This is a genomic window from Planktophila warneckei (SeqCode), from assembly GCF_965234675.1.
Taxonomy (GTDB): Bacteria; Actinomycetota; Actinomycetes; order Nanopelagicales; family Nanopelagicaceae; genus Planktophila; species Planktophila warneckei.
In genome coordinates this window covers 378,827-390,907 of the sequence record NZ_OZ248350.1, presented here as the reverse complement: position 1 = coordinate 390,907, position 12,081 = coordinate 378,827, and the positions used below count along the sequence as shown (strand labels likewise).

At 46.5% G+C, this 12,081-nt stretch carries 12 protein-coding genes and 2 tRNA genes; 5 read left to right on the top strand and 9 right to left on the bottom strand.

The genetic code is table 11. From position 1 onward, the window contains the following. Positions 1-104 precede the first annotated feature (104 nt). Positions 105-1,403, bottom strand: coding sequence for a trigger factor (gene tig / locus AC8GFU_RS02175; protein WP_506626865.1), 1,299 nt, complete (start codon positions 1,401-1,403; stop codon positions 105-107). Between the two features lie 40 nt (positions 1,404-1,443). Continuing rightward, positions 1,444-1,519: transfer RNA gene (locus tag AC8GFU_RS02170), tRNA-Pro, on the bottom strand. Between the two features lie 72 nt (positions 1,520-1,591). Here AC8GFU_RS02170 and AC8GFU_RS02165 point away from each other — a divergent pair. Beyond that, a tRNA-Gly gene (locus AC8GFU_RS02165) sits at positions 1,592-1,665 on the top strand. A gap of 6 nt (positions 1,666-1,671) precedes the next feature. On the opposite strand, the gene AC8GFU_RS02160 is transcribed toward AC8GFU_RS02165, so the two are convergent. Then, positions 1,672-2,757 carry a hypothetical protein gene (locus AC8GFU_RS02160; protein WP_506626864.1) on the bottom strand — a complete coding sequence of 362 codons (1,086 nt, stop codon included), beginning with the start codon at positions 2,755-2,757 and terminating at the stop codon, positions 1,672-1,674. A gap of 235 nt (positions 2,758-2,992) precedes the next feature. On the opposite strand from AC8GFU_RS02160, the gene AC8GFU_RS02155 reads away from it, so the two are divergent. Beyond that, entirely contained in the window at positions 2,993-3,622 is a 630-nt protein-coding gene (locus AC8GFU_RS02155; RefSeq protein ID WP_506626863.1) for a hypothetical protein, read from the top strand. An 89-nt stretch (positions 3,623-3,711) separates the two neighbouring features. Beyond that, positions 3,712-4,167: a ribose-5-phosphate isomerase gene (locus tag AC8GFU_RS02150; protein ID WP_506626862.1), complete on the top strand. Its 456-nt coding sequence runs from the start codon at positions 3,712-3,714 to the stop codon at positions 4,165-4,167. On the opposite strand, the gene trmB is transcribed toward AC8GFU_RS02150, so the two are convergent. Continuing rightward, the gene (gene trmB / locus AC8GFU_RS02145) at positions 4,164-4,823 is read right to left on the bottom strand and encodes a tRNA (guanosine(46)-N7)-methyltransferase TrmB (protein ID WP_506626861.1); all 660 of its coding nucleotides are present in this window, start codon (positions 4,821-4,823) and stop codon (positions 4,164-4,166) included. The genes AC8GFU_RS02150 and trmB overlap by 4 nt on opposite strands. A 47-nt stretch (positions 4,824-4,870) precedes the next feature. Here trmB and pepN point away from each other — a divergent pair, with 47 nt between their 5' ends. Continuing rightward, on the top strand, positions 4,871-7,408 hold the full coding sequence (gene pepN, locus AC8GFU_RS02140) for an aminopeptidase N (RefSeq protein ID WP_506627164.1): 2,538 nt from the start codon (positions 4,871-4,873) through the stop codon (positions 7,406-7,408). Here pepN and AC8GFU_RS02135 read toward each other — a convergent pair whose 3' ends face one another. Both AC8GFU_RS02135 and AC8GFU_RS02130 read right to left on the bottom strand, forming a co-directional pair. Next, positions 7,409-7,579, bottom strand: a complete 171-nt coding sequence (locus tag AC8GFU_RS02135) for a hypothetical protein (protein WP_506626860.1) — start codon at positions 7,577-7,579, stop codon at positions 7,409-7,411. It abuts the gene before it with no gap. 18 nt (positions 7,580-7,597) lie between these two features. Then, positions 7,598-8,113, bottom strand: a complete 516-nt coding sequence (locus tag AC8GFU_RS02130; RefSeq protein WP_506626859.1) for an HNH endonuclease — start codon at positions 8,111-8,113, stop codon at positions 7,598-7,600. A 119-nt stretch (positions 8,114-8,232) separates the two neighbouring features. Between AC8GFU_RS02130 and AC8GFU_RS02125 the strand changes: the two genes are divergently transcribed. Then, on the top strand, positions 8,233-8,781 hold the full coding sequence (locus tag AC8GFU_RS02125) for a mechanosensitive ion channel family protein (RefSeq protein WP_506626858.1): 549 nt from the start codon (positions 8,233-8,235) through the stop codon (positions 8,779-8,781). Here AC8GFU_RS02125 and AC8GFU_RS02120 read toward each other — a convergent pair. From AC8GFU_RS02120 to AC8GFU_RS02110, 3 genes are read right to left on the bottom strand one after another with little or no spacing between them, the layout of a single operon-like run. Then, a complete protein-coding gene (locus AC8GFU_RS02120; RefSeq protein ID WP_506626857.1) occupies positions 8,769-9,143 on the bottom strand; it encodes a globin in 375 nt (124 codons plus the stop codon). The two genes, AC8GFU_RS02125 and AC8GFU_RS02120, sit on opposite strands and share 13 nt — an antisense overlap. Beyond that, entirely contained in the window at positions 9,140-10,405 is a 1,266-nt protein-coding gene (locus AC8GFU_RS02115) for an MFS transporter (protein WP_506626856.1), read from the bottom strand. Before AC8GFU_RS02115 ends, AC8GFU_RS02120 begins: the two co-directional genes overlap by 4 nt. Then, positions 10,405-12,081 (bottom strand): glycoside hydrolase family 13 protein, encoded by a 1,677-nt coding sequence (locus AC8GFU_RS02110; protein WP_506626855.1) that lies wholly within the window; start codon positions 12,079-12,081, stop codon positions 10,405-10,407. Before AC8GFU_RS02110 ends, AC8GFU_RS02115 begins: the two co-directional genes overlap by 1 nt.

The following is a 12,081-nucleotide window of genomic DNA, read 5'->3' as shown; positions in this document are numbered from 1 at the left end:
CTGTAGTGACCCTAACAATTAAGCAGGCCAAATGCTTCCCGATTACGAGAAATACATGCGTGAAGTGCGTTGTGTTCGCTGTAGGCGGAGCGCAGAGGAAGAAATTAAGCCTCTTCGACTAAATCAGCTGGGTTCGCTGGCTTTGGTGCGAGCTCTTCAAGATCGATGACCTTGCCTGAAGCATCCTTCACCGTAATGCGACCCAAAACAGATGCGAGCGCCTTTGCACGAGTTACCTCGGCAACGAGCTGCTGAATCTGTCCAGCCTTTTGTAGCTCTTCAGCAAACTGCTGTGGAGCCATTCCATAACGCTGTGATGTGCGAACTAGGTACTCAGTTAACTCAACCTCAGTGATCTGAACATCCTCTGCAGCAACGATCGCATCAAGAAGGAAATCAGATTTCAATGAAGTACGAACCTGTCCATCAACTTCTGCACGGTGCTCTGCATCTTCTAGTCGGCCTTCGCCTTCTAGGTGATCATTAACTTCTAGTTCAACAAGATTATCTGGAACTGGAATCTCATTGTCAGCAAGCAACTTCTCAACTAGACGGTCGCGTGCTTGTGCACCTTGTTCCATCTTCTTGACTCGTCCTAGGCGAACAACAAAGTCAGCCTTTAGCTCTGCAAGTGTGTCGAACTCAGAAGCAAGCTTTGCGAAAGCATCATCAACTGGTGGAAGCTCGCGCTCCTTAACAGCCTTAACTGTTGCCTTTACTTCGCCCTTTTCGCCATCTTGTTGTCCAACTAGTTGTGTTTCAAATGTCTTTACATCTCCGGCCTTCATGCCGATCAAGATCTCATCAAGACCATCAATCATCTTGTCTGAACCAACTTCGTAAGAGATGTCGTTAGCTTGTCCGCCATCAACCTCTTCGCCGTTGATGTATGCAGTCATATCAAGAGTAGTGAAATCACCATTCTTAACTTCGCGCTCAACAGTTGTCAGTGTTCCAAAACGTGTACGCAATGATTCGATCTGCTCATCAACATCTGCATCAGCAACAGTCACATCATCAACTTCGATTGTGATCTTTGAGAAATCAGGAAGCTTTACCTCTGGGCGAACATCAACCTCTACAGAGAAAACAAGCTTCTCGTTATCTACAAACTCTTTAACATCAACTTCTGGACGACCGATAACAGCAACTGTGTGTTCACGAGCTGCTTGGCCATAAAACTCCGGAAGAGCTGAGTTGATTGCCTCATCGATAACTGTTCCGCGACCTACGCGCTGATCGATCATTGATGCAGGAATTTTTCCCTTACGGAAACCAGGAATGTTTACCTGTGTTGCCACCTTCTTGTATGCGTTAGCTACATGCGATTCAAGCTCAGAGTAAGGAACTTCAACATCAAGACGAACGCGAGTTGGAGATAGAACCTCTAATGAACTTTTCACAAATTGCTCCTAGGTGGAATTGGTAAGTACCGAGACAAACTGGTCGGGGCGGGGAGATTCGAACTCCCGATCTCCTGCTCCCAAAGCAGGCGCGCTAGCCACTACGCTACGCCCCGAGGCGCAAGGCGAGAGTCTAAACCAGATTTCGCACTCTGATTACCGACCCAGTACCTTTAGCCCATACACCCGCGGGTGTAGCTCAATGGTAGAGCCCCAGCCTTCCAAGCTGGCCATGCCGGTTCGATCCCGGTCACCCGCTCCAGATTGTTTATCCGATAGACCCGACCTTGTTGATGAGGGCTCGGCCAGTGAAAAACACGGTGCTTGAACCGGCTCCGTACTGAATTGAAATTCGAACTCCAAAAATTGTTCCTGAAGTTACAGCGCTGGCCGCTCCGATTAAATGAAATCCGTACTGACGACCAGATGAGCCATTAGCAAAAGTTACTGCGTCGCTAGCGACAGCGAATTGAGAAGCAATTGCTGAAGTTCCGACAATTATTTCTGCATTCATTTTGTAATCAACGCCTGATTGAACTCCTCCAGTAATCAAAATGTCGAATGTGTAATTGCCATCTGAATCCGCAGTAAAAAAGTTCCCTGAATTTGAATTACCACTTGTACCTGTAACCAATGAAATATTTGGCAAGTTTGCAAAATAAGAGACTGAGATTCCTGCGGGACCTGCTGCACCAGTAGCTCCAGGTGCACCAGCTGTTCCAGTGTCACCTTTAACTCCTTGAATGCCTTGTGCGCCAGTTGGACCGGTAGCTCCTGCGGGACCGGTTGCACCGATAGCTCCCGTTAATCCAGTTGCACCTTGTGGACCTGTTGCACCTGTCGGTCCAGCTGGGCCGGTTGCACCAACAGCTCCAGTTAATCCAGTTGCACCATCATTTCCTTTTGCTCCAGTTGCGCCGATTGAACCCGTAGCTCCTGTTAATCCAGTTGCGCCAGTCAAACCTTGAGGACCGGTTGCGCCAGTTGCACCTTTATCACCCGTTGCACCCTTATCCCCTTTCTCGCCTTGTGGTCCACGGTCACCGATTGAACCTGGTTCACCAATGACTGTTGTAACTGATTTTGTATCAACTTGTTTTAATGATGTTGTTAACTTCCAAACACCTTTTGTTTTTGGTCCATACAAATTTGCATTCTTGGTATCGATGTAGAAATCACCATCTATGCCTATGGTTTTTGCTGGAACACCAGCACCGCTAAGAATCGTATTTACAACAGTTGTTGTTGATCTGCCTGCAGCTTTTGAACTTGTCTTTTGCGCAGCAATAGCTGACGGAGTTAACGCAAGTGAAATTGCGATAGTTATTGCTATTAGGGATTTGCTGCCTTTCATGGGACACCTAGTTTCTTTCGAGGGGATTTCAGTTTGAACCTGTGAAAAAGTTGAGCGAATAAGGCGTTCCCCGAGCGATTTACGCGTGGCAGGCAGGATTCCCCTACGGGGATGGCCAATTTCTCTGAGGGTGTTTTAAGGATGGATTGCTACTGTCCCCAGCATGAACCTGTTTATTACGGGTAGTCGATGACGAGGGGTCAGTGACGAGTAGGACTAACGAGAGGGCATATACATGTCATCAAAGAAAAAGATCGCAGCAGTTGCAGTAACGGCTCTTGCACTTTCACTGGGAACAGTTGGAGTGTCAACAGCAAATGCTGCAAAGGCGGACAAGGCAACGTTCAAGACGGCAAATGCTGGAGTTGCAAATCCAATGGCAGGAAATCCTGCTAAAGGACCAGAAGCAAATGTGAAAACAGTTCTTGCAACACTTGTAGCAAACAAGACAATCACTCAGGCACAAGCAGATGCGGTACTTGCAGCACTAGATGCAGCACGTCCTGCAAAGGGTGATGACAAGGGTCCACGTCCAGACAAGGCAGCGATGGATGCACATCGCACAGCACAAGAAGCTGTTGTGACATCAACTCTTGGTATTGATGCAACAACAATCAAGACACGACTTGCAGCAGGAGAAACTCTTGCAGCAATTGCAGGTGTAAAGAAGGATGCGTTAATCGCAGCTTTAGTTGCATTTGAAACAAAGGAAATTGATGCACGCGTAACAGCAGGCACAATGACCGCAGCTCAAGCCACTTCAATGAAGGCTGACCTAACTGCGCACGTAACAGAAGCGATCAACGCTACTGGCGGTAAGGGAATGGGCCCTAAGGGCGGCATGGGCAAAGGTCCACGTCACTAAGTAACTCACCTTCCTCCTAAGGGGTTAGAAGACCCGCCACGTGAGCAATCACTTGGCGGGTTTTTCTTTGCTCATGGCAAGATGCGCACATGCGCATTCATATCGGTAGTGATCATGCAGGTTTAGAACTCAAAGCAGCTTTGGTTGAGTACCTACAAGGTAAAGGTCATGATGTAACAGACCACGGTCCACATGAGTATGACGCAGTAGATGATTACCCAGATTTTTGTATTCCGGCAGCGATTGCAACCGTTAAGGATCCTTCTTCACTTGGAATCGTTTTAGGTGGTTCAGGAAATGGCGAACAAATCGCTGCAAACAAGGTTAAAGGAGTGCGCGCAGCGCTAGCTTGGAACATAGAGACAGCAAAGCTTGCTCGCGATCACAACAATGCAAATGTTGTTGGAATTGGTGGACGCATGCATTCCATCGATGAGTGCAAGGCGATTATCGATGCTTTTGTTGAGACACCCTTTTCAAATGATGAACGTCATATCCGTCGCATTAACAAAATTGCGAAGTATGAAAATGAAGGTTCGCTTTAAGCCTTTGTATACAGCATGTCGTTAACGGCATGATCTTTATCAATACCCTGGCCTTCAAAACGTGTAACTGGTCGCCACTCTGGTTTGTCGATTACTCCCCCAGTAAATAAAGGCGAGGCTGCAAATACCTCTTGAATGCTTTCTGCATATGGAACCCAGTCAGTTGCAATATGAATGAAGCCACCCTGTTTAATTTTTGGGTGAATTAACTTCAAGAATCCCTCATTAACAATGCGTCGCTTGTTGTGCTTCTTCTTTGGCCAAGGATCTGGAAAGTACAAATGAATTCCATCTAGGGATTCATCCGCGATCATGTGCTGCAAAACAACGTGAACATCCTCTTCGATGACTTTGAGGTTTGTTAAATCATTTTCAACGATGCGAGCTAATAACTTTCCAATTCCTGGAGGATGAACATCAACCGCGATATATCCATTGTTAGGGTGATTCTTAGCGATGATCGCTGTGGCCTCGCCCATTCCAAAGCCGATCTCCATGATCACTTTGTCGCTAGTCGGAAATATCTGCCGTAAAGCAACAATCTCTTGTTTAAATTCAATTCCATGAACCGCCTGTAGAGCCGTCTTTGCTTCTCTTTGAGCATCGGTAATGCGAGATCCGCGAATGCTGTAGCTGCGTACCGATGGGCGTTCCATGGGGTAACTCTGTCATGATTGGATTAGAACCTACAAAAGGAGTCAAAGTGCCAGGTCTGAATTTGAGCCGTGCTGAAGCAAAAGAGCGTGCGGATCACCTGTATGTAAATAGTTATGTAGTAACCCTTGATGTCACAAAGGGCGAAGAGACTTTTTATGCAAAGTCCGAGGTTTCATTTACATGCAACAAGCCTGGATATTCAACATTTATTGATGCCGTTGGCCGCTCAGTAATTAGCGCGACCCTTAATGGTGTTGCCGTTGATACAAGTAACTTTGATGGCGAAAGCATTTTCATCACAAACCTTGCAGCAGACAACCTTTTAGTTATCGAAATCGAAGCTGAGTACTCAAAGTCTGGTGAAGGACTACAGCGTTCAGTAGATCCATCTGACGGTGAGGTTTATCTGTACTCACAAGGAGAAACTGCGCACATTCGCAACATGTTCCCTTGCTTTGATCAACCTTCATTGAAGGCAACATTTAATTTAACTGTTACAACACCTGGTCACTGGGAAGCGGTTTCTAATAACCCAGTTGAATCAAAAACTGCAAAGGGTGATCTCGTTGAATGGAAGTTCACAACAACACCTCGCATCACCACATACCTTGATGCACTTATTGCCGGGCCGTACTCACATGTACATGATGTGTACAAGGGTCAGAAAGAGATTCCACTTGGAATTTACTGTCGTAAATCAATGATGCAGTACCTAGATCCAGAAGATATCTTCTTGATCACTAAGCAAGGCTTTGAATACTTTGAAAAGACATTTGGTTTGGCGTATCCATTTGAAAAGTACGATCAAATCGCTGTAGTTGATTTCAACTTTGGTGCAATGGAAAACGCTGGCGCAGTTACCTTCCGCGAAGATGTATTGGTGTTCCGCAGCCACATGCCAGAAAAAGCATACCTGTCACGCGCAAACACAATCCTGCACGAGATGGCGCACATGTGGTTTGGCGACATGGTCACCATGTTCTGGTGGGACGACCTATGGCTCAACGAATCATTTGCTGAGTGGTCTTCATACTTAGCTCTTTCAGAGGCAACACGTTTCAAAGGTGCTTGGTCTGAATTTAACTCTGCTCGTAAGAACTGGGCATACCGCCAAGATCAGTTGTCATCTACCCACCCAATCATCGCTGACATGGTTGATATGGAAGCGGTTAACGCTAACTTTGATGGAATTACATATGCAAAGGGTGCATCAGTACTTCACCAGTTAGTTGCACATGTTGGTCGCCCACAATTTATTGAAGGATTGCAGAAGTACTTTGCCAAGCACGCATGGGGAAATACAACGCTTAACGATCTTTTAGTTGAACTAGAAGCAGCAAGTGGTCGCAAGTTGGCTCCATGGGTAAACACTTGGCTACAAACAGCTGGTGTTAACACATTACGCCCAGTGCTAGAAATCGATGGCGATACATACAAGAGCATCACAATTTCACAAGAGACTCCAATTGTTCCTGCGGGTTCAAAGGAGCTACGTCCACACCGTTTAGCAGTTGGTTTGTATGACATCAGTGGCGATTCACTGAAGCTTCGCAAGACTGTAGAGCTAGATGTTGCTGGATCATCAACTGTAGTTGCAGAGCTTGCAGGAGAAAAGGTTGCTGACCTATTGCTAATCAATGATCGCGACCTTTCATATGCAAAGTTGCGCTTTGATGATCGCTCAATTGCAACGCTAAAGACTCATCTTGGAAAGCTCGATGATGCACTTGCTCGCGCACTGTGCTGGGCAGCGATCTGGGATATGCACCGTGATGCTGAAATTTCATCAGCAGACTTCCTTGAAATTGCCTTAAATGGTCTTGCTGGAGAAAGCGATGATGCGATCGTCAATATCGTGTTGTCTCAGCTGACTACCTCTGTTGAGGCGTATTCAACGGAAGCTAACCGCAACGCATACCGCGAGAAGTTAGCCGCTGGCTTATGGACGCTGACACAAAACAGCGCACCAGGAAGCGATCTCCAACTTCTGATTTCTCGTGCATTTGCATTGAATGCACAAACAGAAGAGCAGACAGCAAGTATTCGTGGACTGCTTAATGGTTCTGCGCCAGGACTTAAGGTTGATGCAGATCTTCGTTGGTACTTCTTGATTGCTCTCACAGAGCGCGGTGCAACTACAAAGGCCGAACTTGATGCAGAGCTTGCAAAGGACAACACAACAACCGGCAACCTTGCATTTGAAACATGTTTAGCAGCGATGCCAAACAGCGAAGCAAAGGCATATGCATTTAACAAGGGCATGAATGCTGATGAAGCGACATCTGTGCGTACGGCGTTGGTTGCAGGATTCCAGCGTCCAATTCAAAGCCATTTGCTAGAGCCTTTTGTAACTCTGTACTTCGATAACTTGATCAGTGTTTGGGAATCACGTTCATATGAGCCAGCGGCGAAGTTTGTTTCTGGTTTCTACCCAACATGGATTGTGAAGCAATCAACTGTTGATGCAACTAATGCTTGGCTAAGTGGTGCAGGAAAAGATTCACCTGCAGTGCTTCGTAAGTTGGTTAAAGAGTCTCAAGACGGATTAATCCGTGCCTTGAAGGTTCAAGCCTTAGATAAATAGTTATTCGATCGAAGTAATTGCTGATGCCTTGTCCTTTTTAGGAGCTGTAAGCGCGTAAGCAATTACTGAGATAACAACAAACATTGCTGTTGGAATAAGAAAGAAAGTAACCAGGGTTTCCATTGCTGAAATACCTGGAACAGAAGTTACTGGGCCTTCGACTGTAGTCATGGCGTAAGTGTAATTTACTTATGCCGTTGCTGCAGCCACACCAAATGGCTGTAGGTATGGCAACCAGCGGTGATCTGTGCGACCTGTTCCCAAGATTCTCCATGCTGCACCAACAGGTTCGCGTGGAAGAGTGCGTAAACGCCACCCTAATTCCTTCAAATGCTTGTCAGCTTTAACGTGATTGCACTTATGGCAAGCAGAGACGACATTCTCCCAATTGTGGCCACCGCCGCGGCTACGAGGAATTACATGATCAATAGATGTCGCTGGTGCTGAGCAGTAAACACAACGTCCACCATCGCGAGCAAAGATTGCCCGACGTGAAAGCGGAACTGAATGACGATATGGAATACGAACAAATTTATTGAGGCGAACTACTGAAGGTAATGAAATTTCTCCACCAGCAAATCGCAAAACATCACCGGAATCTTCAACCATTGTTGCTCGGTGATTTAGGACAAGGATCAGCGCGCGACGATCTGTTATGACACCCAATGGTTCGTAGGTGGCATTTAAAACCAACGTACGCGACATAATCGCTCCTGATCTAGCGCGTGGCTCGCACCGATTGGTTTATCTTGCACCAAAACACCCGACCGCGTGGGTATTTGATAGAGGCTTTTCGGTAAATATTTGGATAAAGTCTCATCATTATGAGCGACTCTATGCGTAACTTCCTCGAATGGATGGCGGGTACTCCCCTTCGCGTCCTGACCATCCTTATCGGCGCTGCCCTAATCCAATCCTTTGGCTCTCGTGCAATTTCACGTGCCATGAGCAAGCTGGCATCTGCTGACTTAGTGCCGGGACCTCGCAACATTGTTGCCCGTCAAAAAGAGCGCGCAAGCACAATTGGCGGCGTTTTAACTGCAACCTTAAAAGCTGCAACATGGATCATTGCTGCTGGAATGGCGCTTGGTGAATTCGGATTTGATCTTGGTCCACTGATTGCATCAGCAGGAATCGTTGGTGTTGCTGTAGGTCTTGGTGCACAAACATTGGTGCGCGATATTTTGTCTGGAATTTTTATGTTGATCGAAGATCAATACGGTGTTGGTGATTCCGTTGCAGTTCTAGAAATTGAAGGCGTTGTAGAAAAAGTTGGCTTGCGTGTAACTACTGTTCGCGATGGTCAAGGAACGCTGTGGTACTTACGTAACGGTGAAATTCTTAAGGTTGGAAATCAATCTCAATCCGGTTGATTAACTAGCGAGTTCGCTGCCATTTCAAGATAGCCCCACAGCTCGCCCTTTAATGCTGCATCCATTTCAACACCAGCTACAGCTTGGTGCATTGCATTGAGCCAAGCATCACGTGCTGCTTGATTAATCGGAAACTGCGCATGACGCATACGTAGTCGAGGATGTCCACGATTTTCTTGATAGGTATCCGGTCCGCCCCAGTACTGTTCTAAAAACCATTGCAAACGTTGTGCTGCACCCTGCATATCTGTCTCTGGATACATTTGGCGCAGGATTGGATCTGTTGCAACGACTGCATAAAACTGAGAAACCAAATCAGCGAAAAACTTTTCGCCGCCTACTTGTTCGTAAAAGGTGCTCATGCGTTAAGGCTAGCGGTGTCTTTGCCTTTAGCAATCTGCAGCACAAAGTAACTAGTGATTAAACAAAGGGCACCACTCACATAGAAGGCGGCTGCGTAATCTCCTAGCTTTACTCGCAATACCGCAGCTCCGAAAGCTGCAATCGAGCCACCAATTTGGTGTGCTGCAAAGACCCAACCATAAATAACGGTTCCGCGATCTGGTCCCAAGATTGTGCGGCACAACATGATTGTTGGCGGCACTGTTGCAACCCAATCAAGCCCGTAAAAGATTACAAAAACCAGGGTTGAAGGATGAACAGTTGAGAACAAAATTGAAGGCAACAAGAATAAAGAAAGTCCGCGTAATGAGTAGTAGAAGAACAACAACTTACGTGGATCAAACTTGTCTGTTAACCAACCAGAAAACAATGTTCCAATAACATCAAAGACACCGATCAGTGCAAGCAGACTTGCAGCCGTTACCTGCATCATGCCGTGATCATGTGCGGCTGGAATAAAGTGAGTTCCGATTAATCCGCTGGTAGATAAACCACAAACAAAGAAAGAACCAACTAAGTACCAGAAATCTTTATGAGCACTCGCCTCTTTCAAGGTCACAATTGCTAAACGACCTGCGTTCATCGTTGATTTAACTGGTGGCTGCCAACTTTCATCAGCACCATATGGAAGCAAACCAAGATCTGCTGGCTTTTCACGAAGGAAGATAAAGATAAAAGGAACCATCAACAGCGATGCGGTTCCGATAGTTAAGCCAATTGATTTCCAACCGTGATCTTGCGATAGCGCTGTAAGTCCAGGCAAGAAAACAAGTTGCCCAGTTGCTGCAGCTGCTGTTAAGGCACCAACAACTAATCCGCGACGCTTAACAAACCAACGGTTAGCAACTGTTGCAGCAAAGACAAGTGCCATCGAACCGGTACCGATACCAACGATTACGCCCCAGGTAAGAACTAACTGCCATGGTGCATGTATAAAGGTTGTTAAAAAGGCACCGGCGCTGACGGTTGTTAGCGCTGCCATTACGACCTTGCGAACTGTAAATCGCTCCATTAACGCTGCCGCAAATGGCGCTGTTAAGCCGTATAAAAGCACATTAACTGAGATAGCTAATGAGATCTGATCGCGACCCCAGCCAAATGCATCCTCTAAAGGAACAATTAATACAGAAGGTGCTGATCTAAATCCCGCTGTTGCAACAAGGGTAAAGAAGGTAACGGTTGCTGCAATCCATGCAGGATGAAACCCTCTGGTTTTTTGCATTACGGAACCAGGCGCAACCAAACAGCGGTGTCAGTTGGAAGTGTGTGGCCAGTTACTGGACCACTTGAAACCAAGATCTGACTGTTACTTGGAAGTTGAATTGGTGCACCAAAGTTGATGTAGCACGCAAAATCTCCAGGACGTTCAAATGCAACAACATCCTTACCCGCTTCAATCCATTCCATTGGTCCATCGCCAAGTCCTGATTCTGTTTTGCGAATAGCAAGCGCCTCGCGATACATAGAAAGCGTTGAACCTTCAACACCATCTTGGGTATCAACTGCGTACTGACCCATCCAAGGAGATTGTGGCAACCATGCTTCATCTAACTTCAATGAATCATTTGTTGAGAAACCAAAACCACCCTTTGGATCTGATGACCAAGGAAGTGGAACGCGACAACCATCGCGACCACGATCTTGATAGCCACTCATCTTCCAACGAGGATCAGTTAAACGATCTTCAGGAAGATCGCGAACTTCTGGAAGCCCGATCTCTTCACCTTGATACAAATAAGTTCCACCAGGAAGTGCAAGTGTCATCAGCGTTGCACTGCGTGCACGCAACGTTCCACGAGCAATGTTCAGCTTCTTTGGATCTCCCTGACGAGATAGCGTTGTGTCACCGTGATTTGTTAATCCCAGATCTAGGCGATCAATGGATCGCACGACATCGTGATTGTTAAATACCCATGAAGTAGGTGCGCCAACCTCTGCTAACGCTTCGATTGAGTTATCAATCTTTGTACGAATTTCCTTTGCATCCCACAAAGTTGTGAGCATCTCAAAGTTAAATGAGTTCTGAAGCTCATCTGCGCGTACATATCGAGCGATACGTGATGCTGGGCTTACCCATGCTTCAGCAACCGCCATGCGATCTCCTGGATATGAATCAAAGATTTTGCGCCATGAACGATAGATATCGTGAACGCCCTCTTGATCCCAGAACGGCTTGTGCTCTGTTCCAAGCATCGTTGCAGTTGGATCGATGCGAATATCTGGCAGGCCAGCTTCCTTCACCATTCCATGTGCAACATCGATACGGAAACCATCGACTCCTCGGTCTAACCAAAACTTAAGAACATCTTCTAGGTGATCTTTTACTTCTTGGTTTTCCCAATTCAGATCTGGTTGTTCAACTGCAAATAAATGTAGGTACCACTGCCCTGGTGTGCCATCTGCTTCGACAACACGTTCCCATGCAGGTCCGCCGAAAACAGCTTCCCAGTTGTTTGGTGGCAAATCTCCGTTAGGTCCCTTGCCATCGCGGAACATGTAACGATCGCGTTCTTTTGATCCTGGCTTTGCAGCTAGTGCTTCCTTAAACCATTTGTGTTCACTTGATGTGTGGTTAGGAACGATGTCAACGATGAACTTAATTCCAAAATCATGTGCTTCTTTAATGAGCTGCTCAGCTTGAGCCAATGTTCCGTATGCAGGTTCGATATCCATGTAATCAGATACGTCGTAACCATGATCATGTTGTGGCGATGGATACCAAGGAGAAATCCAGATCGCATCAATACCAAGTGACTTTAAGTATGGAAGTCGTGAACGAATACCTTCGACATCACCAATGCCATCGCCATTTGCATCAGCAAATGAACGAGGATAAATCTGATAGGTGACTGCATCTCTCCACCAAGGACGCTCTTCGCGTGGTGCTAACGTGCCCAT